Source organism: uncultured Sphingomonas sp. (assembly GCF_964021865.1).
In the GTDB taxonomy this organism is placed as follows: Bacteria; Pseudomonadota; Alphaproteobacteria; order Sphingomonadales; family Sphingomonadaceae; genus Sphingomonas.
Map to the genome: position 1 here is coordinate 66725 of NZ_CAXIAM010000005.1, position 24817 is coordinate 91541.

Below are 24817 nucleotides of genomic sequence, written 5' to 3' on the forward strand. Positions count from 1 at the left end.
AGGGCGGCATGTTCATACCGTCCGATCGTCCGCGATGATCCTTGCCACGGGGGCGACCTGGGGGATTTGCGCCGCCGCGACCGCGGGGGTGATCGCGCGGCCGTTCCGCTGGCCGGAGGCGATCTGGGCGGTGGCGGGGGCCTTGGCGCTGCTGCTGTTCGGGCTGGTGACGCCGGGCGACGCGCTGGCGGCGGTCGCGAAGGGCGGCGACGTCTACCTGTTCCTGATCGGCATGATGCTGCTCAGCGAAACCGCGCGCGAGCAGGGGCTGTTCGACTGGGTCGCGGCGACCGCGGTCGGCCATGCGAAGGGCTCGCCGACGCGGCTGTTCCTGCTGGTCTATGCGACCGGCGTGGTGACGACGACCTTCCTGTCGAACGACGCGACCGCGGTGGTGCTGACCCCGGCGGTCTATGCCGCGGCGCGCAAGGCGAAGGCCGAGCCGTTGCCGTTGCTGTTCGCCTGCGCGTTGATCGCGAATGCGGCGAGCTTCGTGCTGCCGATCTCGAACCCGGCCAATCTGGTGCTGTACGGGGGGCGGATGCCGCCGCTGGGGGCGTGGTTCGCGTCGTTCGCGCTGCCATCGGTGGCGGCGATCGTGGTGACATTCTTCGCCTTGCGCCATGTCGAGCGCGCGCGGCTGACGGGCACGTGCGAGGCGGCGGTGACGCGCGCGCCGCTGAGCGCGGCGGGCAAGGCGGCGCTGGCGGGGATCGCGGCGACGGCCTTGCTGCTGCTGATCGTCTCGGCACTCGACCGGCCATTGGGGTTGCCGACCTGCGTCGCGGGCGTGGCGACGATGCTGGGGGTGGCGGCGCTGGTGCGGCGCTCGCCGGTCGCGACGATGCGATCGGTGTCGTGGAGCGTGCTGCCGCTGGTCGCGGGGCTGTTCGTGCTGGTCGAGGCGTTGGACCGTACCGGGGTGATCGCCTGGGTGGCGAGCGGACTGCGCGGGCTGGCGGCGGACCCGGTGCGTGGCGCGGCGTGGAGCGGGACGATCCTCGCGTTCGGGTCGAACCTGATGAACAATCTGCCCGCCGGGTTGATCGCGAGCACCGCGGTGGCGCAGGCGCAGCCGCCGCGGGTGATCGTCGATGCGCTGCTGATCGGCGTCGACCTGGGGCCGAACCTGTCGATCACCGGCAGCCTCGCGACGATCCTGTGGTTGCAGGCGATCCGGCGCGAGGGCGAGGATGTCGGGTTCTGGCGGTTTTTGAAGGTAGGGGCGGCGACGATGATTCCGGCGCTGGTCGCAGCGCTGGGAGTGCGGTTGCTGATCGGGTGATGCGTTTTGCTCACCCCTCCCCCTCGGGGGAGGGGCCGGGGGTGGGGCAGTTCCGCGAGTGCGGCGCTTGTGACACCCCCGCCCCAAACCCCTCCCCCGAGGGGGAGGGGCTTTAGAGGATCACCGCTGTGCGCTACGCATTCTGGCAACGCCGATGCTGTCCATCATCAGTTCGTATTGTGCGGGCGAGAAGCCGGCGCGGAGGAAGCGCTTCAGCTCCTCGGTCGGGATCGTATAGCCATAATGCCAGCCGAGCACGGCGATGCGGCGCAGCGCCTCCAGCCGCTCGTCGGCGAGCATGTGGTTGTGCGGCGGCTTGAAGAGCACCGCCATCGCCTTGGCGATCCGGCCGGGCTTGTCGAGCGACCACAGCCGGTCCTTGCGCGCCAGCGCAACCACCGACCATTCGAGCGCGCTGAGCCGCGCCGGCGTGTCGGTCGGCAGCGGATCGGCGGAGGGCGTGATGGCGGCGGGCAACGGAGCGGTGGTGACGACCGAACGATCGTCGTCGAGCATCAGATAGGCCATGGGCGAACTCCCTTGGAAACGGGCGGGCGCAGCCGTTCCCGGCGTCGCGGACGACGGGTGGAAGCGCTGGCAGGTGAAAGGCAAAAAGCGGGCGGAGCGCGCCCCTCTCAAGACGCGCCGGTACGAACGAAGCGACGAGGATCCATGAGCGGCTCCTGCGATGAGGAGGAACCGTGCTGGCTCCTCATTCCATACCGCGTGGTATATAAACCGTCCGAACGCCCGTCAACGGCTTTGTGTACCGATCGGTAATTTATTTTTCGCTCAGGCGGTCGGCCACATCGACAGCGCAATTGTCACCACGCCGTCGAGGTCGTCGCGCGTCGCGCCGGAGGTGGCGAGCACCGCCATCCCCTGTAGAATCGCATAAAGGTAGAAAGCGAGCGCCTGCGGATCGAGGTGCCGGGGAAGATCGCCGTCCTGCCGCGCCTGTTCGAAGCGCGCGACGAGCGCGGCGTTCGACGACTGGCGGCGCTGCATGATGTGCGCCTTGATCGAATCGCCCTCCGCGCCGCAGGCCGATGCGCTGACCACGCCCATGCAGCCCTTGGGATCGCAGGTGCTGGTCTGCGCCGCGACCGCGCCGCGCATGAAATGCTCCGCCACCGCGCGCGCGGTCGGCTGTTTCAGCGCCTCGCGGGTGTAGGCCAGCTTCTCCGCCTCGTAGCGGTCGAGCGCCTGGTGGAAGAGCTGTTCCTTGTTGCCGAACGCGGCGTAGAGGCTGGGCTTGGTGATGCCCATCGCGGCGGTCAGATCCGCCATCGACGCGCCGTCATAGCCCTTGGCCCAGAACACCCCCAACGCCGCGGACAGCGCCGCGTCGGGGCAGAATTCGCGCGGACGCCCACGGGTGGGAGCAGGGGCGTCGGCAGTGGTGATCGATTCCATAACGACCGGTATATAATGACGGCGGGCCCATCCGTCGAGGGGGCGGCCGTTTCAGGCGGCGGTGCCGGTCCCGGTCGAGGACAGCCAGAGCGGGAAGCGTGCGACCACCGGCACGCCGAGCGGCGACATCCGGCCATGCACCAGCCCGAGCAACGCGACCGGCAGATCGAGGACGACCGGCACCGAACCGTCGAAAGCGTCCCTCACCAGGCAGAGATGATAGCGCCGGTCGCTGGGCTCGGCCGCGGGGTCGCGGGTGATCGCCGCATCGAGGTCGTCCTCGACGATCGTCCAGCGGAACAGCGGATCGGCCGCGACGATCGCCGCGGCGTTGAGCCGGGCCAGATCGGACACGAAGCTGAAGACGAGGTCCGCACCGGCGCGGTCGCTGGCGAACCAGCGCGCGAGCGGCGGATTGACCGCGGCATCGCCGCGCACCGGATCGAGCGGACGTTGCGGCACCCAGCGCGCCAGCCAGTCGTCGATCCGCTCGCCCTCCGCACGCGCCGCGTCGCCGCCGCCGAACAGCGCAGTCGCATCCAACCCCTCGCGCGCGAGCCATGTGGCGAGGATCGCGATCCGTTCGGCATCGCGGGCGAGGAAGTCGGCAAGGTTCTCGGCGCGCTGGGCCGCGCTGAGCGCGCGGGGATCGCCGCGGTGGCGTGGCGGGTCGGGCGGATAGTCGCCGAGCCGCGCGGAAAGGATCGTATAGGGATCGCCGCCCTCCGCCGGCGCAGCCTCGCGCGATTCCGGCGTCTTGCGGCCGGTGAGCCAATCGGAAATCCTCGACATCGCCGTGATCTACCAGCGGTCGCCTGACGCTGCCAGCGATCAGAACCAGCTACGCACGGTATCGAAGACGCTGCGCCCGGCCGAGTCGCCCGCAAGTCCGCCGGCCACCCCGCCGATGATCCCGCCCACGACCGTACCGACGCCCGGGAAGACCGCGGTGCCGATCGCCGCCCCCACCGCCGCGCCGCCCCAGCCGCCGGCCGCGCCGCCCGCGAGCCCCGACAGGCTGCGTCCGGTGTTCTCGCCGATCCGGTCGCCATCGGCGTGGAAGGCGGAGCCGACCTCGACCACGTCCATCGCGATCGCGACCGGGCGCGCAACCTTGCCGACCGTGCCCAGTACCTGCCCGGCGCGCACGGCACCGGCGCCCTCCCGCATCGCGGCCTCGCCGCTGCGCGCGAGGGTGGCGCCTTCCGCTTCGAGCGCGGTGCCGGTGGTGCGCGCGGTCTGATTGGCGGCGAGACGGTTGATGTCCATCGTCGCCTCGCGCGCGGCGCGCCCGGTGTTCGCGGTATAACCAACCTTCGATTCGGTCTCGATCCGGACGTTCAGGCGCGGATCGGCGTTGGGACGCTCGGCGATGACGTCGACGACGCGCGCGCCGCCCTGCACCTGATTGGCGGCGCCGGGCGCGGTGGTGACGTTGAAGCCGGCGGCGCGGTAGCGGTCGCCGATCGCCTGTTCCGCGACCGAGCCGTTCACGTTGTTGGCCTGACCCTGGCTGAAGCCCTGGCCCGGGCTGACGCTGCCGACAGGAGCCGGGTTGGTCCAGGTCGCGACCTCGATCCCACCGGCGCGCAACCGGTCGGCGAGCGGACCGCTCAGCCCGCCATCCTGCGTCCAGGCGCTGGTCGTGCCCTCCCACCGCACCGACAGGATCGGATTGTCGGTGAGCAATTGCGTGCCGCGCGCGGCCACCGTGGTGCCGCGATCGAGGAGCGCGGTGCCCTGCGCGCCGAGCGCCTGCCCGCGCGCGACCTGGTCCGCGCCGGCCGCGATCACGCGATTGGCGGCCGGGACTGTCGCACCGCTGACGGTGGTGCCGAGCGGCGTGTCGTTGTTGTTCGCTGGCTGCGACGCGCGGGCGGCGGCCTGGACGTCGGCCGACAGGCGGCCGACATCGCCGATGCCCCCGCGCTGCGCGACCTCGGCCTCGATCGCGGCATAAGCGGCGCTGGCCGCGGCCGGATCGGTGCGCGCGGCGGTCACCACCTGCTCGGCGAGCGTGCGCGTATCGATTCGGCCGGTGGCGGGATCGGTGGCGGCGCGCACCATCGTCGTCGCGACCTGCGCCGGGTTCGCGGGGGCGAGCTGCGTCGCGCGGGCGGTGACGACACCCTGCGGCGTCGCGCCGGGGGGTGGCGGCGGCGGTGTGGACGGGGCGGGGGACCGGTTGGTCGAACTGGCGGCGTCGAGCATGGCGATGTCCTTCCGCGTCCCTCCTGACATGGCGACCACCGCGCGCACCATAATCGATTCGACTAAGCGCGCGCCGCCGCGGCGGGTCGCTTCGATGATCGTGCCGGGTGGCCAAGCGGCGTTGCAGGGGACACAAGGGCGGTCGAACAAGAGGCCGAGAATCTGATGTACGCCGCGCTACCCCCCGTTCCGCTCGACCGTTCGGCCTTGCGGCCGATCAGCGTCGCCGAGCTGTTCACGATCGGCATCGGCCCGTCCAGCTCGCACACCGTCGGCCCGATGCGCGCCGCGTTCGATTTCGCGCAGCGCGCGGTCGGGCTGGCGCAGGACGTGGTGAGCGTGCGCTGCGACCTGTACGGCTCGCTGGCGCTGACCGGGCGTGGGCATGCGACCGACACCGCCGCGATCCTGGGGCTGGCGGGGTGGGAGCCGGAGCGCGTCGACCCGGATGCCGCGCCGGCGTTGCTGGAGACGATCCGCGAAAGCTCGCGGCTGCGGCTTGCGGGTACGCGCCCGATCCCGTTCGCCGAGGCGGCGGACATCGTCTTCCACCCGCGCGACTTCCTGCCCGAACATCCCAACGGCATCAGCTTCACCGCGCGGCTGGCGGACGGGACCGGCCATGCCGAGACCTATTTCTCGATCGGCGGCGGCGCGATCCTGCGCAAGGGCGCGCCGGTGGCGACTGAGAATGTCGCGGTACGCTATCCGTTTTCGTCGAGTGCGGAATTGCTGGCGTTGGGCGATGCGACCGGCCTGTCGATCGCCGAGATCGTGCGCACCAACGAAGAGGCATGGCGCAGCGGCGCGGAGGCGGATGCGTTCCTCGACGCGGTGCACGCGGCGATGGAGGCGTGCATCGACCGCGGCATCGCGCAGGACGGGCTGTTGCCCGGCGGGCTGAAGGTGCGGCGGCGCGCCCGCGCGCTGGAGCAGGCGCTGACCGGCAACACCCCCGGCCGCAATCCGGCGGAGGTGTTCGAATGGGTCAGCCTGTGGGCGCTGGCGGTGAACGAGGAGAATGCCGCGGGCGGGCGCGTCGTCACCGCGCCGACCAACGGCGCGGCCGGGGTGCTGCCCGCGGTGCTGCGCTTTTACGAGACGTTGGTCGCGCAGACCAAGCCCGCGCCGGTGCGGCAGCAGGGCGTGCGTTGCTTCCTGTACACCGCGGCGGCGATCGGGATGCTCTACAAGAAGCGTGCGTCCATTTCCGCCGCCGAGATGGGATGTCAGGGCGAGGTCGGCGTCGCGTGCTCGATGGCGGCGGGCGCGCTGGCAGCGGTGCTGGGGGGCAGCAATCGGCAGATCGAGAATGCCGCCGAGATCGGGATGGAGCACAACCTGGGCCTCACCTGCGATCCGATCGGCGGGCTGGTGCAGATCCCGTGCATCGAGCGGAACACGATGGGCGCGGTCAAGGCGATCAACGCCGCCTATCTGGCGCTGCGCGGCGACGGCAGCCACGTCGTCAGCCTCGACGCGGTGATCGAGACGATGCGCCAGACCGGCGAGGACATGCGGACGCAGTATAAGGAGACGAGCCTCGGCGGGCTGGCGGTGAACGTCGTCGAGTGTTGATGCTGCGACGGGCATCGACCGACAACGGGGCAATCACGCGAGCGAAGACGGTTGTAGTCCGGATGCTTTCGAGCGTAATCCAGATTTGGATCGTGTCGGATCGGAGTATGCGTGACCCCCGAACTACCTTCTGCGCTGCTCGATTATCTGCGTCAGTCGCGTGTCGCGCTGGCGATTGCGACCGCCGACGACGACAATCATCTGCTCGCCGTCAGCGAGCGGTTCTGCACGCTGACCGGCTATCGGCCGGAGGACGTGCTCGGCCGCAACTGCCGGATGTTGCAGCGATCGGCCCCCAATACCGAACCGCGCGAGCGGCTGCGCGAATTCCTCACCAACCCGCGGCAGGAGAATGTCCGCACGCCGATCGTCAACTTCCGCAAGGACGGGACGCCATTCGTCAACCTGCTGTATATGTCGCGGCTGCGCGCGATCGACGGCTCCGCCAGCTACATCTTCGCCTCGCAATTCGACGTCAGCCGGTCGCAGCCCGAGTTGCTGAGCGCGTATGACGACGAGCTTGGCCGCACGCTGGGGCGGCTGGCGCCGATCGCGGGCGATGCCGGGATCGTCGTCGAGGGGACGTTGCTGACGATCGCCAACAGCGCTGCCACCGTCGCGCAGGCCAAGATGATGCTGGCCGGGCTGGAGCATGATTATCGTGCATGATGCCGAGGGTGCCTGCCGTCCGTCCGCCGCGATCGGACAGACCGTTCCGGTGGTCGGCATTGGCGCGTCGGCTGGCGGCCTCGAAGCGCTGCGCGAGATGCTGGCGCCGGCGCAGCGCCCGACCGGGCTGGCGTTCGTGGTCGTCCAGCATCTCGACCCCAATCACGAGAGCATGTTGGCCGAACTGCTCGACCGCGCCACGGCGCGGGAGGTGCTGCAAAGCGCGGGCGGCGAGCGGATCGTGGCCGACAAGGTCTATATCATCCCGCCGGGGCGCGGGCTGGCGATCCGCGACGGCGTGCTGGAACTAACCGATTTCGCGCAGCCGCGCGGGCTGCGGCGGCCGATCGACGACTTCTTCCAGTCGCTGGCCGGCGACCAGCAGTCGAACGCCGCCTGCGTGATCCTGTCGGGCACCGGCGCGGACGGGACGACCGGGTTGCGCGCGATCAAGGAGAATGGCGGCGTCGCGGTCGTCCAGCAGCCGGAAAGCGCGCGCTACGACGGGATGCCGCTGTCGGCGGTCGGCACCGGGCTGATCGATTTCGTCAAGCCGCCGGGCGAGATCCTCGACTGCCTGCGCGGCTTCTTCGAGCGGCGCCACACCGACGCGGGCGAGGCGCAGGCCGGGGTGGTCGCGGATCATGTCGACGAACTGTGCCGCGTGTTGCGCAACGCGATCGGGCACGACTTCTCGGGCTACAAGCGCTCGACGCTGATCCGCCGGGTCGAGCGGCGGATGCACGTGCTGGGGATCGATACCGGGCGTGCCTATCTGGCGCGGGTGCGCAGCGACGCCGACGAGTGCGAGGCGCTGTTCCGCGATCTGCTCATCAACGTCACGCGCTTCTTCCGCGATGCCGAGGCGTTCGAGACGCTGCGCAAGCAGGTGATCGAGCCGTTGCTGCGCGACGGCGCGACCGACGAGGACCTGCGCGTGTGGGTGCCGGGCTGCTCGAGCGGCGAGGAAGCCTATACGATCGCGATGCTGTTCGCGGAGGCGGCGCGCACCTCCGGGCAGCCGCTGGCGGTGCAGATTTTCGCCACCGACATCGACGAGCAGATGCTGTCGATCGCGCGCGAGGGCAGCTATCCGGCCGCGGCGCTGGGCGACCTGCCGTCCGGGCTGCGCGAGCGTTATACCGTGCCGCACGCCGAACGGTTCACGATCGCGGGCCAGATCCGCGACATGATCCGGTTTTCCAGCCACAGTCTGGTCAAGGATCCGCCCTTCTCGCGGATCGACCTGGTGTCGTGCCGCAACCTACTGATCTACTTTGACGATCGCTTGCAGCAGGCGGTGCTGCCGCTGTTCCACTATGCGCTGCGCCCCGGTGGTTTCCTGTTCCTGGGGCCGTCCGAGAGCGTGGGGCGGTTCGAGCATCTGTTCACGGTCGTCGACCAGCATGCGCGCCTTTACGAACGCGCCCCGGGGGCGCCGAACTATCCGATCGATCTTCCCGGCAATTCGCGGCCCACGGGCGCGCGGCGCGAGCGCGACGGGCGTGGCGACAGCCCCGCGCTGACCAATGAGAGCGTCGCGATCCGGCGGATCGTCGACCGCTACGCGCCCGCCAGCCTGATCGTCGATCAGGACGGCGGGATCGCCGCCGCTTACGGAAAGCTGGGCCGCTATTTCGAATTCCCGGTGACGCGCACCGGCGGGAGCAGCGCGGTCAATCTCGCGCGGCCCGGGCTGCGCACCGTGATCGGCCCGCTGCTGCGCCAGGCGCGCGATGAGCGGCGGCGCGTGGTGGCGCGCGATGTCGAGGTCGAAACAGACTACGGCGTCCAGCCGGTCGAGGTGATCTGCGATCCGCTGGGCGACGGCACGTTGCTGTTCGTGTTCCGCGACAGCGGCGCGTTCCGGCCGTCGGACCAGGGCGAGCTGGAGGATCTGGCCGCCACCGACGATCATCTGGAGGCGATCGAGGACGAATTGCGGCTGACGCGCCACCGGCTGCGCACCGCGATCGAGGAACTGGAGACCGCGAACGAGGAGCTGAAAAGCTCCAACGAAGAAATGATGTCGATGAACGAGGAGCTTCAATCGACGAACGAGGAATTGTCGACCGTCAACGACGAGCTGAAGAGCAAGGTCGAGCAACTGACGGTCGCGATCTCCGACCTGCGCAACTTCCACCAATCGACCGAACTGGCGGTGGTGGTGCTCGATGCCGAGCTGAAGGTGCGCAGCTACACCGATGCGGCGGTCTCGATCTTCCCGTTGCAGCCCGCCGACCGTGGACGGCCGCTGAGCGATGTCGCCAGCCGGCTGCGTGGCAGCGAGTATCTGGAGGATGCGCGCGCGGTGGCGGCGGGGGCGCCGGCGACGCAGCGGCGCGTGACCACCCGCGACGGCGACCGCGTGCTGTCGCTGCGCGTGTTGCCATATCGTACACAATTCGGAACGGTCGACGGCACGACGCTGGTGCTGACCGACATCACCGAGGCGCTGTCGCTGGAGCGGCAGCTCGCCGCCGAACGCGAGCGGCTCGACCTGGCGATCAAGGCGGCCGGGATCGGGGTATGGGAATATTGCCCCGAAACCGGCGAGACGATGCTCGACGGCGTCGAGCAGCGGCTGTTCGACGTCGACGGCGAGGAAGCGACGCGCATCGATCCGCTGCTCGACCGGATCGAGGCCGAGGATCGCGGCTCGGTGGAAACCGCGCTGCGCCGCGCGGTCGAGCGCAACGGCGATTACGAGGCGACATTCCGGCTGCGCCCGACCAACGGCAAGGCGCGCTGGGTGAAGGGGTTCGGCCGGGTGATCGCGGGGAGCCATCCGCCGCGGTTGATCGGCGTGTCGATCGACGTCACGCCCGAATATACGCTGGCAGAGACGCGCGAGCTGATGCTGCGCGAGATGAACCACCGCGTGAAGAACCTGTTCGCGGTGATCGCGGGGATGATCACCGTCGCGTCGCGCAACCACAACGAAGTGCGTCCGTTCGCGACCGACCTGCGCCACCGAATCGCCGCGCTGGGCAGCGCGCACTCGCTGGCGTCGCCGGCCGGGCAGCCGCAGGCGATCGGGCTGGACGAGCTGGTCGCCGCGACGCTCGCCCCGTATCGCGATCATTCGCACATCACGGTCGAGGGGCCGACCGTGGCGCTCAACCGGCAGTGCCTGTCGTCGCTGGCGCTGATCCTGCACGAATGGGCGACCAATTCGGTGAAATACGGTGCGTTGTGCGGGGAGAAACCGAGCGGCGAGCCGGACCACGACACCGGGTTGACGGTGCGCTGGCGCGTGAGCGGCAACGGGCTGGAACTGGACTGGGATGAGATCGGCCGCGGCGATCAGGAGGTGGAGGCGACCCCGCGCGGGTTCGGATCGCTGCTGGTCGACACGAGTGTCCGACAATTACTTGGCGAGGTACGGAGCGAGGCGGCGGGACGATCGTTTCGGATGCGAATGAAACTGCCCGCGAGTGTTCTTGCCCGTGACTGACTCTAATTCCGTCGACGTCCTGTTGGTTGAGGACGAGCTTTTCATCGCGCTTGATCTTCAGGAAACGATCGAGGATGCGGGCTTTCGCGTGGTTGGGCCATGCGCGACCCTCGTCGAAGCGGAAGCAGCGATCGAGCGCCATACGGGGCGCTTCGCGGCGGCGGTGCTGGACGTGCGGCTGGCGGACGGAACGGTGTTTCCCGCGGCCGATCGACTGCACGCGGCGGGGGTGCCGTTGCTGTTCCACTCGGGCCATGCCGACGATGCGGCGTTGCGGCAGCGTTATCCCAGCGCCACGGTGTGTCCGAAGCCGAGTGCGCCCGATACGCTGGCGAATGCGCTGCGACGGTGTGCGGAGCGGCAGAAGGCGGCTTAAGTTCCTGTCGTTGCGCGCACGGGGAAGCAACGCCGAGCTGCGCGCATGACGCTGTGGATTGCTTCGCTACGCTCGCAATGACGGGAAAAGGAAGGAGGGGAGTTTCCTCCCCTCTCACCCATGACGTTACTTGCCGCGCAGCGTGTTGAGCAGCGCGAGGCCGATCACGCCACCGACGGCGGCGGCGGCGAACGGACGCTCGTTTACGAAGCGACGGGCCTGGTCGAGGAACGGAGCGACACTGTCCTTGGCTTCGCCGTACGTCTTCTGGACCGTACCCTCGGCGCGATCGGCCTTGCCCTCAGCCTGAAGCTGATTGTCGCCGAACGCCTTGCCCAGGCCTTCCTTCAACTTGCCGCCCAGATCAGTGGTGGTGCCCGTCAGCGTGTCGCTGTTCATCGAACGTCTCCTTGGTTGGAATACCGCCGCGTCGGGCGTTACCGACGCGGTTTCGCCGGCATAACCGAGATCAAGGCGGGTTCGTTCCGCATGGTCGTCATTGCGCTTGCAAGGACGTATTATGCGGTTGCCAGCTTCGCCTCCGCCGCCTCGTGGAGATACGCTTCCAGTTCGGCGGCACGGTGGTGCGCGGTGTGCTCGGCGAGAACGCGCGCGCGGCCCGCCACGCCGATCGCATCGAGATCGGGGCGGCCGAGCGCCGCTTCGACATCGTCACTGGTGTCGGCGAGCAGGATCTCGGCATCGGGCGTCAACAACTCGTCGATCCCCGGCCAGCGATCCGAGACGATCGGCGTGCCGCAGGCGGTCGCCTCGAACAGCCGTACCGACGGCGACCAGCCGGCAGCGATCATGTCGGCGCGGGTGACGTTGAGCGTCGCGCGGCTCGCCGAATAGAAATCGGCGTGGTCGGCCGGGGCGAGATGCTCGATCCGCTCGACGTTGGCGGGCCAGTCGATCGTGTCGGGATATTGCGGACCGGCGACGACGAAGCGCTTTTCCGGGTGCCGGCGCGCGGGTTCGATCAGCAGCCGCTCAAGCGTCGGCTGGCGATCGTCGCTGTAGGTGCCGAGATAGGAGAGATCCCAGCGCTTGGCGGCGCCGGTCGGGTGGTAACGGTCGGCGTCGACCGAGCAATAGAGCGCGCGGGCGGCAGGGCTCCCGTAGCGCTCCTCGATCAGCCGCAGCGTCGGGCCGCCGGTGAACGAGCAATAGATGTCATAGCCGGGGATGACCTCGGGCGAGACATAGTCGCACGCGCCGCGCGCCAGCTTTGCGAGGGTGACCGGCGTGTCGATGTCGTAGAAGGTCGTGACGCCGCGCGCCCATTGCTGAACCAGCTTGCCGACCTCAATGCCCTCGGGGACGTAGGAGCCGACCATCACCGCATCGGCCTGCTCGATCGCGGTGCGCCAGTCCGCCAGTGCGGCGAGGCTGTCGTACAGTTCCAGCCGGCAATAATCGGGAGCGGGTTCGTCGCGGTGCGCGGCGTACCACGGCATGTCGCGTTCGAGGAACAGCACCTCATGCCCGCGCGCGGCAAAGGCGCGGAGCAGGGCGCGGAAGGTGGTGGCGTGGCCGTTGCCCCAGCTGGAGCTGAGCGAGAGGCCCAGGACGACGAGCTTCATCACGCGGCCTCGCGCTGGCGGGCGGCGTGTGCCTTGAAGAGCGTGTCGACCTGCGCGCCGCGCAGATCATAGGTATGTTCGGCGAGCACGCGCTTGAGCGCGGCCTGGCCGATCGCCTGCGCGCGCTCGGTGGTCAGCGCGGCGAGATGATCGGCGACGTCCTGTCCGTCGCGCGCGACCAGCACTTCGCGGTCGGGGGTGAGGAACAGCTCGATCCCCTCCCATGCGTCGGTGATGAGGCAGGCGGCGGCACCGGCGGCCTCGAAGACGCGCGTCGCGGGGGAAAAGCCGATGTGCGCCATCGAGTCGCGCGCGACGTTGAGGACCGCGCGCGGCGTGCAGTTGAAGGCATTGTGCTCGGCGGTGAAGACATGGCCGCGGTGGCGGACGTTGCCCGGCATCGCCTTGGTGTCCCAGCCGTTGCCCCCGATCAGGAAGCTCTGTTGCGGGAGAAGCGCGGCAGGGCGGAGGAAGAACTCTTCCACGCGCGCCTCGCGGTCCGGGAGGCGGTTGCCGAGGAAGGCGAGGTCGCACGCGAAGCGCGCGTCGGCGGGGACCGGGTGGTGGGTCTGCGGATCGAGCGCGTTGTAGACGGGGATGCACTCGACTGCGCCGAACCCGCGATAGGCGTTCACCACCGGGTCGCCGCCGCCATAGGTGAGCACCATGTCGAGGTGCGGCAGCGCTGCGGTGACCGGATGATCGGGGTCGGCGCGCATCTCATCGAGCGTCGCGGCGGCGTCGACGTCCCAGAAGATCTTAAGCGCGTCGGGGCGGGCGTGTGCGATGATGCCTTCGAGCAGTTCGCGGTCGAAGACGCCGACGCCATTGGCCTTGACGACGATATCGGCGTTGGCGGCCTCGGCCAGCACCGCGCGGAGCGCGTCGTGGGTCGCGGGATAGACAACGACCTTCGCATAGGCGGGCGGATCGATGTCGCGATGCTGTTGCCGCTCGAACGCGTCGGGTTCGTAGAAGGTGATGTCGTAGCCGCGTTCGCCGAGTGCGCGCAGGATGCCGCGGTAATAGGTCGCCGCACCGTTCCAGTAAGAGGACAACAGGCTGGATCCGTAGAAAGCGATCTTCACGCGGCGGTGCTCCGTGCGCTGGAAGGAGAAAGGGCGGCGAGGATCGCCAGCAGTTCGTCGACGCGGTGCGCGCAGGTGTGACGCGCGCGAATGGTTTCGAGCCCGGCGGCGGCGAGTGAGGCGCGCAGTCCGGCGTCGTGGCGGAGGTCGCGGAGGATGCGCGTCATCTCGTTGGGCGTTTGCGCGAAGAGGAAGTCGGTGCCGGGGCGGAAGAGATGCTCGGCATCGTCCCACGGCGCGCTGGCGAGCGGCAGGCCGCACGCTAGCGCCTCGAAGACGCGGATCGTCGGGATGCCCGGCAGGATCGTCGTATAGTAACGGCGGGGCACATGGACCGTCGCCAGCGCGCGCGCGAAGATCGCGGGGGCGGCGGCGTTGGGCGCCCAGCCGTGGTAGCGCGCGCCATAGGCGGCGAGCATCGCCTTGCCATCGTCGGGATAGCGGACGCCGTAGATGTCGAGCGGCAGCCCGGCGTCGCGCGCGGGGGCGAGCAGGTAATTCTCGATTTCAGCGGTGCGTTCGCCGTCGCCCCAGTTGCCGATCCAGACGAGCCCGTCACGGTCCTCGCCTTCAACGGGGAAGAAGCGACGCGTGTCGGCGGCTTCGTGCCAAGTCCACACGCGGTCGCTCCAGCCCCAGTCGCGGTAGACCCGCGACAGCGCCTCGCCGAACGCGAGTACGCCGTCGTATCCGTCGAGGTCGTAGGCGCGCATCTCCTCGGGCGCGCTGACCGCGCGGTGATGCGTATCGTGGAACAGCAGAGTGAACTGCGCGCCGCCGCGGCGGAGCGCGCCGAGCGCGGCGACGAGATCGTGCGCGTTCCACTCGTGGACGATCACCACATCGGCGTCGTCGACGAGTTCGGCGACGTCGGCGTCGGGGGGAAAGGTCTGCGACGACAGTTCAGGATAGGCGCGCCGGTAGGCGTCGAGCCCTGCGTCGCCATTGTCGGCGAGCAGGTTCTCAAGGCTCCACGCGCCGGCCGGTTCGTAGACGCGCACGTCATGGCCGCGCGCGATCAGCTCGGAGAGCACGCCGCGGAGGAAGTGCGCGTTGCCGTGGTTCCAGCACGAGGCGAGGCTGTGGGTGAAATAGACCAGCTTCATGCCGCGGCCCGTTCGCCGGCGGCGGTGACGCGGTCGAGCAGCGCGGCCATCGCGTGCGCGGTCTGCTCGGGCGCGTAGTCGAGCGCGCGGGCGCGGGCGAGCGCGCCGCGCGCCACGCGCAGGTCGGTGTCGGCGGCGAGGTCAGCGATCGCGCGCGCGAACGCCTCGGCATCGTCGGCGGCGACGAAGGTGGCGACGCCGTCCCACAATTCGCGGAACGTCGGTATGTCGGACAGGACCAGCGCGCAGCCGGCCAGCGCCGCCTCCAGTACCGCGAGCCCGAACGGCTCGTACAAGGCTGCGGAGGCGAAGATCGGGCGCGTCGACAGTGCGGCGGCGATCGCGGCGTCGCTGATCCGGCCGAGCGGTTCGAGATGGTGGAACTGGTGGTGCTCGCCATGCGGACCACGCGCCGGACCGGCGGCGCGGAACGGCAGCGGCAGCAGGGCGGCGGCGCGGTCGAGCGTCGCGATATTCTTGCCGCGATCCCACAGCCGCCCAGCGGTGAAGGCGCGCGCGTCGAGCGCGCCGGTCGCGGCCGGAAGCGTGCGGCCGTTGTGGATCGCCAGCGGAGCGACCGGCAGCGCGTAGAGCCGCTGGATCGTTGCGGCGAACGCGCGGGTCGGGCATACGATCGCATCGGCGTGCGCGAGGCCGCGCGCGACCAGCTCGGTCTGCCACGCGAGATCGGCGGGGAGCGGGCCGTGCTCGACCGCCTCCCACCAGCTCGCGACGCAACTGTGGACCACAGCAACGACCGGCATCGCGTAATCGGCGATCGCCAATGCGGGCTGGTTGAGCTGGACGACATCGACCGCGCGCGCCGCAGCGAGCGCGGCGATTGCATCGGCGGCGATCGTGACCGCCTGCGCGTCGGCGGCGAGCCAGTCGAGCGGGAGGCGCGTGTCGAGCAGCGTGACGCCCGCCGCCTTGGCCTGCGCGTGATGCGCGGGCGAGGGGGCGGGGCCCAGTGTGGCGACGTCGACCGACCAGCCGGTGCGGACCAGATCGCCGGCGAGCTGGATCGCATATTGCCAGACGCCGCCGACCGCGTCGGCGGTCATCAACAGCCGTCCTGTCACGCAGCGACCTCGATCGCGGGGGGCTCGGCCGTGGTAGCGGCGGCGGCATGTTCGCGCTGCAACCAGTCGGCGAGCGCGCCGACGCCCTCGCGCCAGTCGCGGCGCGGCGGCAGCGCCAGCGCGTGCTGCGCGGCGCGCGCGTCGGCGACGAAATAGCGCTGATCGCCTGCCCGCCAGCCCGCGTAACGCACGTCGACCGGGCGGCCGGTGAGCGTCGCGATATGGGCGAGCAGCTGGCGCAGGCTGACCGCATTGTCGGGCCCGCCGCCGAGATTGAAGGCGCGGCCGGCGACATCGTCGATCCGCTGCCACGCCGCCACATAGGCGTTCACCGCATCGCGGACGTCGAGCACGTCGCGGACCTGATGCCCGTCGCCGTACAAAGTGATCGGCGCGCCGTTCAGCGCCCGGATCAGGAAATGCGCGACCCAGCCCTGATCCTCGGTGCCCATCTGGCGCTGACCGTAGATGCAGCTCATCCGGAACACGCAGGTCTTCAGCCCGAAGCTGCGCGCGTAATCGAGGACATATTGGTCGGCCGCGCCCTTCGACACGCCGTACGGCGTGTGGAAGTCGAGTGGGCGCGCCTCGCCGATGCCGTGCGCGCGGACGTGCGGGTCGGTCGGGCGGTACGCCTCGTCCTCCAGCGCGAAGTCGAGGTCAGCGAGATCGCCGTACACCTTGTTCGTGGAAGCGAAGATCAGCGGCACGTGCGGCGCGCGGGTGCGGATCGCCTCGAGTAACTGGAAGGTGGCGGTGATGTTGGTGGTGAAATCGTCGGCGGGATCGTCGAGGCTGGTGGTCACCGCCACCTGCGCCGCGAAGTGGAACACCGCCGTCGCCTTCGCGACCTCGTCGGCGAGCCGCGCAGCGTCGCGCACATCGGCGTGGACGAAACGAATGCGTTCGCCGTGCCGGGCACGCAGCCATGCGAGGTTGCGCTCGACGCCGCGGCGCGCAAGCGCGTCGTAGATCACCACGTCGTGCCCTTCGCCCGCGAGCCGGTCGGCGAGGTTCGACCCGATGAAGCCGGCGCCGCCGGTAACCAGCACCGGTGCCGTCATGCGACCAGCCCGCGGCGCTCGAGTTCGGCGCGCATCGTCGCGACCTTGTCCTCGGCGGTCTGTTCGGCGACCCACTCGGCGAGTTCGGCGAGCCCGGCGGTGAAGTCCTGCGTCGCGCGGAAATCGAGCCGTTCCTGCGCCAGCGTGGTGTCGCAGAAGCAATGGCGGATGTCGCCGATCCGCGCCTTGCCGACGATCTCCGGGGTTAGGTCGTTCTTGCCCATCGCCTTGGCGAGTTCGGTGGCGACTTCGGTGACCGAGCGGTCATGCCCCGAGCCGATGTTGAACGTGCCGCCGACCGCCTGCGGGAGGAACAGCGCATCGGCAAAGCCGCGCGCCACGTCGGTGACATGGACGAAGTCGCGGCGCTGCTCGCCATCCTCGAAGATCATCGGCTTCTGCCCATTCAGCAACCGCGATGCAAAGATCGCGAGCACGCCGGTATACGGGTTGGAGAGCGCCTGACCGGGGCCGTAGACGTTGAACAGCCGCAGGCACACGCCCTCGATCCCGTAGGGCGCGGCCATGATGTGCGTGGTGCGCTCCTGCACATATTTGTTGAGCGCGTAGATCGAGGCGAGGTTCGGCTGCTTCCACTCGGGCGTAGCGACCGGGGTGAGCGGACGACCCTGTGCGTCGACCGGCTCCCAATTGGTCAGCCCATCGCGCAGTCCCTTGCGCTCGGCGTCCTGCACCAGATTGCCGTCGGCGTCGCGATACAGGCCCTCGCCGTAGATCGACATTGACGAGGCGGTGACGACGCGGCGCACCGGCTTGTCGATCAGTTTCTCGAATAGCACCGCGGTGCCGACGTCGTTGGTCGAGGTGTAACGCTCGACCTCGTACATCGACTGGCCGACCCCGACCTCGGCGGCGAGGTGGATCACGCTGTCGACGCCGTCGAGCGCCTTGCTGACGACGTCGCCGTTGCGCACATCGCCGCGGATCAACTCGACCGCGTCGTTGAGGAGCGGTGGGCGCTCACAATCGCCGTGAACCTGTTCGATCAGGCTGTCGAGAACCCGTACCTCATGGCCGCGGGCGAGCAATTCATCGGCAACGAAACGCCCGATGAAGCCGGCCCCGCCGGTGATGAGAATGGTTTCCACGAATATTCCTCCCGCCCCGCAATTGATTTCGATCAATGACACGCGCGTGCATTGCTGGTTGATTGCGGAGGAAGAACATCTTCTACTTAGCTTGGTTCCATAAATTATTGCGATGCCGTAATTTTCGTAGACTTCCTTGCTGAGTTGACGCAGATTAATCCGAAATGGCCAGAAGTATTCTGCTCGCCCGGCATGGGCATCATCAAGAAGTCGGCCGTATCCTGAGCGGTCGTTCCGACATTTCGCTCGATGAGCAGGGGCACGCGGAGGCGGCGGCGCTGGCGCGACTGGTCGGGTCGCGCGGCGTGACGCGGATCGTCACCAGTCCGCGTGCGCGGACCCGCGAGACCGCGGCGGTCGTCGCGGCGGCGTCGCACCGTCCGGTGGTGGTCGAGGCCGCACTGGACGAGGTCGACTTCGGTGACTTCACCGGACGATCGTTCGCGGCGCTAGACGGCGATCCCGATTGGGAGCGGTGGAATGCCGAGCGCGGCACGGCGCGCTGTCCCGGTGGCGAGACGATGGGCGAAGCGGTCGCGCGTGCGGTCGCGTTCGTGGCCGGGTGCGGGGAGGGCGTGACGTTATGCGTGTCGCACTGCGACGTGATCCGCGGGGTGGTGGCGCATTATCTCGGGCTGCCGCTGGCGCGGATCTTCTCGTTGGGGTGCGATCCGGGGTCGGTGACGACGCTGGCGCTGGAGGGCGAGGGGGCGATGGTAGTGGCGTTGAACGAGCGGCTGGTCTGACACATTCGCGTTGGTGTCGAGGCAGCGAAGGGGATGAACTTGGCAGGCATGGGCCCCTGCGGAGGCAGGGCCCCATGTCTGTGCAATTCAGAGGTGTCGTTGCCTCAAGGAACGACGTTTCTGTGTCAAAAAGTCAATTCACCGCCGCATAGCTCTTCTCTTCGATCAAGTCGGATTCCAGCGCGACGTTGATCGCGCGTTTCAGTGCCGCGCGTTCGTCGTTCTTGACGTAGACCGCGCGCGCCAGCCGGATGAACTCGCCGCCGAAGCTGCGCGCGGCTTCCTCGCGGCGGATCGCATCCTCGATCTCCCACAGGTCCTCGTTGACCGACTTCAGCCGCGCATAAAGCGGTGCGACCGCATCCTGCCCGAGCACGCCTGCGCCGATCCGCGACAACAGCGAATGTTCGCGCGCGACATTCGCGCGGGCGTCGGCGCGGTCGATCCGATGCTGCTTGATCTCGAGGATCGTGATCTTGTCCAGCAGCTCACCCCAGGACACGGGCACCGACGGGCTGGGGAGGCTGGCCATGGTCTTCTCCTTGAAACATGTCGAGATCACGCGCGATCGTGGCGACGGGCGTGTGCCAGTCATCCGCGGTCGGCTGCGCATAGAGGCGGGTGTGCGGATACCAGGCGCTGTCGCGGCGGGCGGGGTCCCAGCGCCAGTCGGGGGCGGCCTTGAGCAGCAGCCACGTCGGTCGCCCGAGCGCCCCGGCGAGATGCGCGATCATCGTGTCGACGGTGATGACCAGCGAGCAGCCCGCGACCAGCGCGGCGGTCGCAGCCAGGTCGAACGGGCAGCCTTCGGGATTGATGACGGGCAGGGTGGTCGACGCGCTGACCAGCGAGACGCAGCGATGCCGCGAGGCGATCGGTTCGAGCAAAGCGGGCGGCACCCAGCGATCGGTGTCCCAGTCGCCGGCCTGCCAGCAGAGCCCGATCGTGTCAGCGGGCAGCAGGGCGGGGGCAGCACGAAGATAGGGGACCGGCACGTCGCATGGGGCACAGCGCAGCGCGAACGCCAGCTCGGTAATCTCGACATCGCATTCGGAGGGCGGCAGCGGGTGCGCTTCGTCGAACGCCGCAAGCATGACGTCGGAAAACCGCAGCAGCGCGTGGAGCCGCGCGGGTGCCTCGACCGTCACCGAGCGCGCGCGTTGCACCAGTAACGGGAGGAAGCGCGCGAATTGCAACGTGTCGCCGAGACCGTGATAGCAGCGCACCAACACGTCTCGGCCGTCCACCCCGCGGCCGTCCCATACCCAGCGCTGGTGATACGGGAGCGTCGGATCGTCGCGGGCGGCGGGATCTCGCGCCGCGAGCACGGCACGCTCGATCGCCCAGGCATCGTCGTAGCGCTCCTCGCGCATCGCCCGGGTCCAGCCGTGATCGCTCATGCCGCCGCAAACGCGGCGTACCCCGGCGGCGGTTCCGGATTAAAATATTGAGCGAGATCAGTCGGCGGAACGCGATTCGGCGAGGATAGTTGATGCTGGCGAAGGGTGACGGGGGATTGATGACCGAAGAATTGCGCGCGCGGGTCGCCGAACTCGCTCCCTGGTTTCATAACATCCATCTGCCCGGCGGCGTCCAGACCGCGCCCGATCATTTTCTGCTCGACTATCCCGGCAACAAATTCGCCGAGTTCGGCGTCTGCCTGCCCGATGATCTGACCGGCAGGACCGTGCTGGATATCGGCTGCAACGCAGGCTTCTATTCGGTCGAGATGAAGCGGCGCGGCGCAGCGCGGGTGGTGGGGATTGATTCCGACGACCGCTATCTGGCGCAGGCGCGGCTGGCGAGCGCGGCGCTGGGGTTTGCTGACAGCGTCGAGTTTCGCAACCTGTCCGTCTATGACGTCGCGCAGCTCGGCGAGCGCTTCGACCTCGTGATCTTCATGGGCGTGCTGTACCATTTGCGGCATCCGTTGCTCGCGCTCGACCTGATTCGCGAGCATGTCGCGGGCGACCTGATGCTGTTCCAGACGATGCAGCAGGGGTCCAAGGACGAGGCGGTCGTGCCGGAGGATCATCCCTTCTATGTGCCCGGGACCTGGACGCCGCCCGACTATTTCGACGATCGCGATTATCCCAAGCTGCATTTCATTGAGCGCAAGTTCGCGGGCGACTGGACCAATTGGTGGGCGCCGAACCGTGCCTGTTCGGAGGCGATGCTGCGCGCCGCCGGCTTCACGGTGACCGCGCATCCGCAGGACGACGTCTATCTCTGCCGCGTCAGCGACGTGCCCTTTGCGGAGCACGGCGCGGCGGCGGTCTATCCATCCACGGGGGGAGTGCGCGCGTGATCGAAGCCGCGATGATCTGGAACGAGCCGAACAACAAATCGCATTGGGACCCGGAGGTCGACCCCGACTGGTCGCTGTTCGCCGACACCGTCAAGCGCGCGGGGGCGTCGATCGCGGCGGTCAATCCGGCGGTGACGCGGGTGCTGGGCGGCATGTCGCCGATCGATCCGCTGTGGGTCAAGCGGCTGGAGGGGCATGGCTGCCTCGACGCGGTCGACGTGATCGCGGTGCACGGCTTTCCGCTCGACTGGAACCTGTGGTCGATTCACGACTGGCCCGCCAAGATCGCCGAGATCGAGGCGGTGACTGACAAGCCGGTGTGGGTGACCGAGGTCGGGGTCGGCTCGTTCGGCGCTGAAGAAGTGCAGGTATTCGGGGTCGAGAAGACCGCCGAGCTGCTGATCGGGCGCGTGCCGCGCATCTATTGGTATTCGCTGTTCGACCTGCCGCAGGAATGGGGCGCGACCACCCGCCACCGCGAGGCGGAAGGATCGAGCTATTACCGGCATTTCTACATGGGGCTGATCCGTGAGGACGGCACGCCCAAGCCGTCGCTCGACAGCTATGCCAAGGTCGCGTCCGAGATGGGGCTGATGCAGTGGTTCCATTTCGAGGACCCGCGGCTCGACGATGCGGTCATGTGGATGAAGCGGCTGGGCACGAAGAAGCTGCGCACCGGGCTGAGCTGGGCGGACAGTTTTCGCCCCAACGCGACCGACTGGTTCGACCGTCAGATGGAGGCGCTCGCCGAGTTCGACACGACCGTCACCTTCTGCTTCACGCCTGAGCATCTCGGCATCCAGCCGCATCACACCAGCGCGGCGCGCGATCCGCAGGCGTTCGCGGATTTCTGCGCGTGGATGATCGACCGCTATGCGCCCGCCGCGGCTACGCACCGGACGGCGGTGGCGTAATCCGGTCGAGCGTGTCGAGCACATCCTCGGCGCGCACGTCGCGCTCGATCTCGGCAGTGTCGGCGGGTGGCTCGATGCCGACCCGCTCGGCGATCTGCCGGACGAGCGCGGTGAGCCGCGACAGTTCGTGCTCGGCGAGCAGGTTGATGTGGAGATCGAGGTCGGCGCGCGTCTGCGCCTGCGCGGCCATGCGGTTCTGGCTGATGAGGACGAAGGTGGACAGGAAGATCGCCTCCACCGACGCGATCATCGCCAGCACGACGAAGGTCGGATCGAATTTGGGGAACAGCCACAGGTTCCACGCGATCCAGCCGCCGAAGACGGTCAGGTGCAACGCGACGAAGGTCATCGATCCGGTGAAGCCGGTGATCCGGGCTGCCAGCCGGTCGGACCAGGGGGCGTCGGCCTCGACGCGGCGCTGTCGCTCGGCAAGGCGGTGGATGTTGTCGGCGAGCGCGCCGTTCAGATCACTCGGTTCATTCATGGGAAGCCAAACGATTGTCGCAGGGTAATGGAAGCATGATGCCCGCCGCGGTGCTGGTCGCGCCGGGACGGTTCGAGGTGCGCGAGGCACCGGTGCCGCAGCCGGGCGCGGGCGAGGTGCGCGTGCGGCTGGAGGGTTGCGGCGTCTGCGCGTCGAACGTCGAGCCGTGGGAGGGGCAGCCGTGGTCGACCTATCCCAGCGCGGCCGGCGGGATGGGGCATGAAGGCTGGGGCGTGGTCGACGCATTAGGCGAGGGCGTGACCGACTTCGCGCTGGGCGAGCGCGCCACGATGCTGTCGGGGCACAGCTTCGCGCCCTATGACGTGGCGGCGGTCGACCAGCTGGTGCGGTTGCCGGCCGCGCTCGATGGGCAGGCGTTTCCGGGCGAGCCGCTGGCGTGCGCGATGAACATCTTCCGCCGCGCCGACGTGCTGCCCGGGCAGACGATGGCGATCGTCGGGATCGGCTTTCTCGGTGCGGTGCTGACGAAGCTGGCCAGCGATGCCGGGGCGCGGGTAATCGCGATCTCGCGGCGCGAGGAGTCGCTGGCGCTGGCGCGCGCGAACGGCGCGGCCGAGACGATCGCGATGGACGATCACTGGGCGATCATCGGGCGCGTCAAACAACTGACCGGCGAGGCGCTGTGCGAACGGGTGATCGAGGCGGTCGGCAAGCAATGGCCGCTCGACCTCGCCTCGGCGATCGTCGGGTTCGGCGGGCGGCTGGTGGTGGCGGGCTATCATCAGGACGGGCCGCGGCAGGTGAACATGCAGGATTGGAACTGGAAGGGCATCGACGTGATCAACGCACACGAACGCGACCCGCGGGTGAACCTGCGCGGGCTTAACGAGGCGGTGGCGGCGGTGGCCGGCGGACGCGTCGATCTGGCGGCGCTGCTGACGCATCGCTTCACGCTGACGGAGCTGAACGAGGCGGTCGCCGCGACGCGCGACAAGCCGGCCGGGTTCGTGAAGGCGGTGGTGACCTACTGAGGCGGGGGCCCCTCGGCCGCGCATACACCGTCATTCTCGCAAAGGCAGGGATGACGAAGGGGATCAAGGACAAGCGACGAATGACTCACACCAGACCCCGCATCGGCTTCCTCGGCACCGGCTGGATCGGGCGGCACCGAATGGCGGCAATGGTCGCCAGCGGGGCGATCGAGGCGGTTGCGATCAGCGATCCGTCGCCGGAAATGGTCGCCGCGGCGGTGCAGGACGCGCCGGGGGCGCAGGTCTGCGCGTCGCTCGACGAGATGCTGGCGCTCGGGCTCGACGGGGTGGTGATCGCCAGCCCCAGCGCGCTCCACGCCGCGCAGTCGATCGCGGCGCTGGAGGCGGGGGTGGCGGTGTTCTGCCAGAAGCCGCTCGGCCGCGATGCCGCCGAGAATGCGGCGGTGGTCGCGGCGGCGCGGCGCGCCGACCGGTTGCTCGGAGTCGACCTGTCCTATCGCCACACCGCCGGGATGCGCGCGATCGCGCCGCTGGTGCGCAGCGGTGCGCTGGGGCGCGTCTTCGCGATCGATCTGACGTTCCACAATGCCTATGGCCCCGACAAGCCGTGGTTCTACGATCGCGCACAATCCGGCGGCGGGTGCGTGATGGATCTGGGCATCCACCTCGCCGACCTCGCCCTGTGGCTCAATCCCGGCGCGGTCGCCGAGCGGGTCGATGCCGCGCTCTATGCCGGCGGGGCGCGAACCGCGGCGGACGCGGTCGAGGATTATGCCGCGGCGACGGTGCAGCTTGATAACGGCGTCGTCGTGCGGCTGGCGTGTTCGTGGCGGCTGCACGCCGGACAGGACGCCGTGATCGAGGCCGCCTTCTACGGCACCGAGGGCGGCGCGGCGCTGCGCAACGTCGGCGGCTCGTTCTACGATTTCACTGCGGAACATTTCCGCGGCACCGCGCGCGAGACGTTGGCGGTGCCGCCCGACGATTGGGGCGGACGCGCGGCGGTCGACTGGGCAGAGCGGCTTGCGGCGGGCGCGCGGTTCGATCCGGCGGCGGAGGATTATGTCGCCACCGCGCGGTTGCTCGACGCGATCTATGCGGCGGGGCGGGGGTAGAGAACAACTCCGTCATTCCCGCCTGCGCGGGGATGACGGGTCGGGTTCCGCCGCGTCGTCGGTCGGGGCGGCGCCTCGCCGGCCGGTCTGGGACGAGGCCCGTTGCAGGAGGCGACGGGCCGCCCAGCGACTAGAACTCCGACCATTCCTCGTCCGCCACCGCCAGTGCGGTGCCGCGCGTGCCGGTGACCGGGCGGCGGGACGTGCGGGCGAGATCGCGGCCGGCCTGCGCGGCGCGTGCCTGGAGGTCGTGGACCGGCGAGGCGGCCG

24 protein-coding genes are annotated in these 24817 nt (G+C 69.2%); 10 read left to right on the plus strand and 14 right to left on the minus strand.

The genetic code is table 11. The features are described from left to right. The first annotated feature begins 34 nt into the window (after positions 1-34). Positions 35-1285, plus strand: coding sequence for an arsenic transporter (locus AADI75_RS02610; protein ID WP_341207491.1), 1251 nt, complete (start codon positions 35-37; stop codon positions 1283-1285). Positions 1286-1405: 120 nt separating this feature from the next. Here the strand turns inward: AADI75_RS02610 and AADI75_RS02615 are convergent, their stop codons facing one another. From AADI75_RS02615 to AADI75_RS02630, 4 genes are all read right to left on the minus strand, one after another. Then, complete coding sequence (locus tag AADI75_RS02615; RefSeq protein ID WP_341207492.1) at positions 1406-1813, minus strand: hypothetical protein; 408 nt, start codon at positions 1811-1813, stop codon at positions 1406-1408. 264 nt (positions 1814-2077) lie between these two features. Continuing rightward, positions 2078-2701 carry a TetR/AcrR family transcriptional regulator gene (locus AADI75_RS02620; RefSeq protein WP_341207493.1) on the minus strand — a complete coding sequence of 208 codons (624 nt, stop codon included), beginning with the start codon at positions 2699-2701 and terminating at the stop codon, positions 2078-2080. A 51-nt stretch (positions 2702-2752) separates the two neighbouring features. Beyond that, positions 2753-3493, minus strand: a complete 741-nt coding sequence (locus tag AADI75_RS02625) for a hypothetical protein (RefSeq protein WP_341207494.1) — start codon at positions 3491-3493, stop codon at positions 2753-2755. Between the two features lie 39 nt (positions 3494-3532). Continuing rightward, positions 3533-4912: a hypothetical protein gene (locus AADI75_RS02630; protein WP_341207495.1), complete on the minus strand. Its 1380-nt coding sequence runs from the start codon at positions 4910-4912 to the stop codon at positions 3533-3535. Positions 4913-5077: 165 nt separating this feature from the next. On the opposite strand from AADI75_RS02630, the gene AADI75_RS02635 reads away from it, so the two are divergent. The 4 genes from AADI75_RS02635 to AADI75_RS02650 all read left to right on the plus strand — a co-directional run bounded on the left by AADI75_RS02635 (position 5078) and on the right by AADI75_RS02650 (position 10992). Beyond that, positions 5078-6490 (plus strand): L-serine ammonia-lyase, encoded by a 1413-nt coding sequence (locus AADI75_RS02635; RefSeq protein WP_341207496.1) that lies wholly within the window; start codon positions 5078-5080, stop codon positions 6488-6490. 111 nt (positions 6491-6601) lie between these two features. Then, positions 6602-7159: a PAS domain-containing protein gene (locus AADI75_RS02640; protein WP_341207497.1), complete on the plus strand. Its 558-nt coding sequence runs from the start codon at positions 6602-6604 to the stop codon at positions 7157-7159. After that, entirely contained in the window at positions 7143-10616 is a 3474-nt protein-coding gene (locus tag AADI75_RS02645) for a CheR family methyltransferase (protein WP_341207498.1), read from the plus strand. The genes AADI75_RS02640 and AADI75_RS02645 overlap by 17 nt, the downstream gene beginning before the upstream one ends. A gap of 22 nt (positions 10617-10638) precedes the next feature. Then, a complete protein-coding gene (locus tag AADI75_RS02650; RefSeq protein WP_341207499.1) occupies positions 10639-10992 on the plus strand; it encodes a response regulator in 354 nt (117 codons plus the stop codon). 126 nt (positions 10993-11118) lie between these two features. On the opposite strand, the gene AADI75_RS02655 is transcribed toward AADI75_RS02650, so the two are convergent. The 7 genes from AADI75_RS02655 to AADI75_RS02685 all read right to left on the minus strand — a co-directional run bounded on the left by AADI75_RS02655 (position 11119) and on the right by AADI75_RS02685 (position 18027). Next, the gene (locus AADI75_RS02655; protein WP_341207500.1) at positions 11119-11391 is read right to left on the minus strand and encodes a CsbD family protein; all 273 of its coding nucleotides are present in this window, start codon (positions 11389-11391) and stop codon (positions 11119-11121) included. 119 nt (positions 11392-11510) lie between these two features. Further along, positions 11511-12578 (minus strand): glycosyltransferase, encoded by a 1068-nt coding sequence (locus AADI75_RS02660; protein ID WP_341207501.1) that lies wholly within the window; start codon positions 12576-12578, stop codon positions 11511-11513. Then, complete coding sequence (locus AADI75_RS02665; protein ID WP_341207502.1) at positions 12578-13666, minus strand: glycosyltransferase; 1089 nt, start codon at positions 13664-13666, stop codon at positions 12578-12580. The genes AADI75_RS02660 and AADI75_RS02665 overlap by 1 nt, the downstream gene beginning before the upstream one ends. Further along, positions 13663-14772 (minus strand): glycosyltransferase, encoded by a 1110-nt coding sequence (locus AADI75_RS02670; RefSeq protein WP_341207503.1) that lies wholly within the window; start codon positions 14770-14772, stop codon positions 13663-13665. The genes AADI75_RS02665 and AADI75_RS02670 overlap by 4 nt, the downstream gene beginning before the upstream one ends. Then, positions 14769-15836: a glycosyltransferase family 4 protein gene (locus tag AADI75_RS02675; RefSeq protein ID WP_341207504.1), complete on the minus strand. Its 1068-nt coding sequence runs from the start codon at positions 15834-15836 to the stop codon at positions 14769-14771. The genes AADI75_RS02670 and AADI75_RS02675 overlap by 4 nt, the downstream gene beginning before the upstream one ends. Before the next feature lie 14 nt (positions 15837-15850). Then, positions 15851-16918, minus strand: a complete 1068-nt coding sequence (locus tag AADI75_RS02680; protein ID WP_341207505.1) for an SDR family NAD(P)-dependent oxidoreductase — start codon at positions 16916-16918, stop codon at positions 15851-15853. Next, positions 16915-18027 carry an NAD-dependent epimerase/dehydratase family protein gene (locus AADI75_RS02685; protein WP_341207506.1) on the minus strand — a complete coding sequence of 371 codons (1113 nt, stop codon included), beginning with the start codon at positions 18025-18027 and terminating at the stop codon, positions 16915-16917. Before AADI75_RS02685 ends, AADI75_RS02680 begins: the two co-directional genes overlap by 4 nt. A gap of 164 nt (positions 18028-18191) precedes the next feature. Between AADI75_RS02685 and AADI75_RS02690 the strand changes: the two genes are divergently transcribed. Beyond that, complete coding sequence (locus AADI75_RS02690; protein WP_341207507.1) at positions 18192-18773, plus strand: histidine phosphatase family protein; 582 nt, start codon at positions 18192-18194, stop codon at positions 18771-18773. Positions 18774-18906: 133 nt separating this feature from the next. Here AADI75_RS02690 and AADI75_RS02695 read toward each other — a convergent pair whose 3' ends face one another. After that, a complete protein-coding gene (locus AADI75_RS02695; RefSeq protein ID WP_341207508.1) occupies positions 18907-19305 on the minus strand; it encodes a DUF6165 family protein in 399 nt (132 codons plus the stop codon). Further along, a complete protein-coding gene (locus AADI75_RS02700) occupies positions 19262-20173 on the minus strand; it encodes a glycosyltransferase family 9 protein (protein ID WP_341207509.1) in 912 nt (303 codons plus the stop codon). Before AADI75_RS02700 ends, AADI75_RS02695 begins: the two co-directional genes overlap by 44 nt. A gap of 119 nt (positions 20174-20292) precedes the next feature. Here AADI75_RS02700 and AADI75_RS02705 point away from each other — a divergent pair, with 119 nt between their 5' ends. Together AADI75_RS02705 and AADI75_RS02710 are read left to right on the plus strand one after the other, a co-directional pair. Next, positions 20293-21081 carry a TIGR04290 family methyltransferase gene (locus tag AADI75_RS02705; RefSeq protein WP_341207510.1) on the plus strand — a complete coding sequence of 263 codons (789 nt, stop codon included), beginning with the start codon at positions 20293-20295 and terminating at the stop codon, positions 21079-21081. Continuing rightward, positions 21078-21995 carry a glycosyl hydrolase gene (locus tag AADI75_RS02710; protein WP_341207511.1) on the plus strand — a complete coding sequence of 306 codons (918 nt, stop codon included), beginning with the start codon at positions 21078-21080 and terminating at the stop codon, positions 21993-21995. The genes AADI75_RS02705 and AADI75_RS02710 overlap by 4 nt, the downstream gene beginning before the upstream one ends. Here AADI75_RS02710 and AADI75_RS02715 read toward each other — a convergent pair. Further along, positions 21970-22479 carry a DUF1003 domain-containing protein gene (locus AADI75_RS02715; protein ID WP_341207512.1) on the minus strand — a complete coding sequence of 170 codons (510 nt, stop codon included), beginning with the start codon at positions 22477-22479 and terminating at the stop codon, positions 21970-21972. The genes AADI75_RS02710 and AADI75_RS02715 overlap by 26 nt on opposite strands. A 38-nt stretch (positions 22480-22517) precedes the next feature. Between AADI75_RS02715 and AADI75_RS02720 the strand changes: the two genes are divergently transcribed. Continuing rightward, positions 22518-23471, plus strand: a complete 954-nt coding sequence (locus tag AADI75_RS02720; protein ID WP_341207513.1) for a zinc-binding dehydrogenase — start codon at positions 22518-22520, stop codon at positions 23469-23471. 80 nt (positions 23472-23551) lie between these two features. Further along, a complete protein-coding gene (locus tag AADI75_RS02725) occupies positions 23552-24547 on the plus strand; it encodes a Gfo/Idh/MocA family oxidoreductase (protein WP_341207514.1) in 996 nt (331 codons plus the stop codon). Positions 24548-24817 lie beyond the last annotated feature (270 nt).

Coding starts and splice junctions, on each gene's coding strand:
- AADI75_RS02610 (WP_341207491.1), top strand. CDS start 35: ATGATCCTTGCCACGGGGGCGACCTGGGGGATTTGCGCCGCCGCGACC.
- AADI75_RS02615 (WP_341207492.1), bottom strand. CDS start 1,813: ATGGCCTATCTGATGCTCGACGACGATCGTTCGGTCGTCACCACCGCT.
- AADI75_RS02620 (WP_341207493.1), bottom strand. CDS start 2,701: ATGGAATCGATCACCACTGCCGACGCCCCTGCTCCCACCCGTGGGCGT.
- AADI75_RS02625 (WP_341207494.1), bottom strand. CDS start 3,493: ATGTCGAGGATTTCCGATTGGCTCACCGGCCGCAAGACGCCGGAATCG.
- AADI75_RS02630 (WP_341207495.1), bottom strand. CDS start 4,912: ATGCTCGACGCCGCCAGTTCGACCAACCGGTCCCCCGCCCCGTCCACA.
- AADI75_RS02635 (WP_341207496.1), top strand. CDS start 5,078: ATGTACGCCGCGCTACCCCCCGTTCCGCTCGACCGTTCGGCCTTGCGG.
- AADI75_RS02645 (WP_341207498.1), top strand. CDS start 7,143: ATGATTATCGTGCATGATGCCGAGGGTGCCTGCCGTCCGTCCGCCGCG.
- AADI75_RS02655 (WP_341207500.1), bottom strand. CDS start 11,391: ATGAACAGCGACACGCTGACGGGCACCACCACTGATCTGGGCGGCAAG.
- AADI75_RS02660 (WP_341207501.1), bottom strand. CDS start 12,578: ATGAAGCTCGTCGTCCTGGGCCTCTCGCTCAGCTCCAGCTGGGGCAAC.
- AADI75_RS02670 (WP_341207503.1), bottom strand. CDS start 14,772: ATGAAGCTGGTCTATTTCACCCACAGCCTCGCCTCGTGCTGGAACCAC.
- AADI75_RS02675 (WP_341207504.1), bottom strand. CDS start 15,836: ATGACCGCCGACGCGGTCGGCGGCGTCTGGCAATATGCGATCCAGCTC.
- AADI75_RS02680 (WP_341207505.1), bottom strand. CDS start 16,918: ATGACGGCACCGGTGCTGGTTACCGGCGGCGCCGGCTTCATCGGGTCG.
- AADI75_RS02690 (WP_341207507.1), top strand. CDS start 18,192: ATGGCCAGAAGTATTCTGCTCGCCCGGCATGGGCATCATCAAGAAGTC.
- AADI75_RS02695 (WP_341207508.1), bottom strand. CDS start 19,305: ATGGCCAGCCTCCCCAGCCCGTCGGTGCCCGTGTCCTGGGGTGAGCTG.
- AADI75_RS02700 (WP_341207509.1), bottom strand. CDS start 20,173: ATGAGCGATCACGGCTGGACCCGGGCGATGCGCGAGGAGCGCTACGAC.
- AADI75_RS02705 (WP_341207510.1), top strand. CDS start 20,293: ATGACCGAAGAATTGCGCGCGCGGGTCGCCGAACTCGCTCCCTGGTTT.
- AADI75_RS02715 (WP_341207512.1), bottom strand. CDS start 22,479: ATGAATGAACCGAGTGATCTGAACGGCGCGCTCGCCGACAACATCCAC.
- AADI75_RS02720 (WP_341207513.1), top strand. CDS start 22,518: ATGCCCGCCGCGGTGCTGGTCGCGCCGGGACGGTTCGAGGTGCGCGAG.
- AADI75_RS02725 (WP_341207514.1), top strand. CDS start 23,552: ATGACTCACACCAGACCCCGCATCGGCTTCCTCGGCACCGGCTGGATC.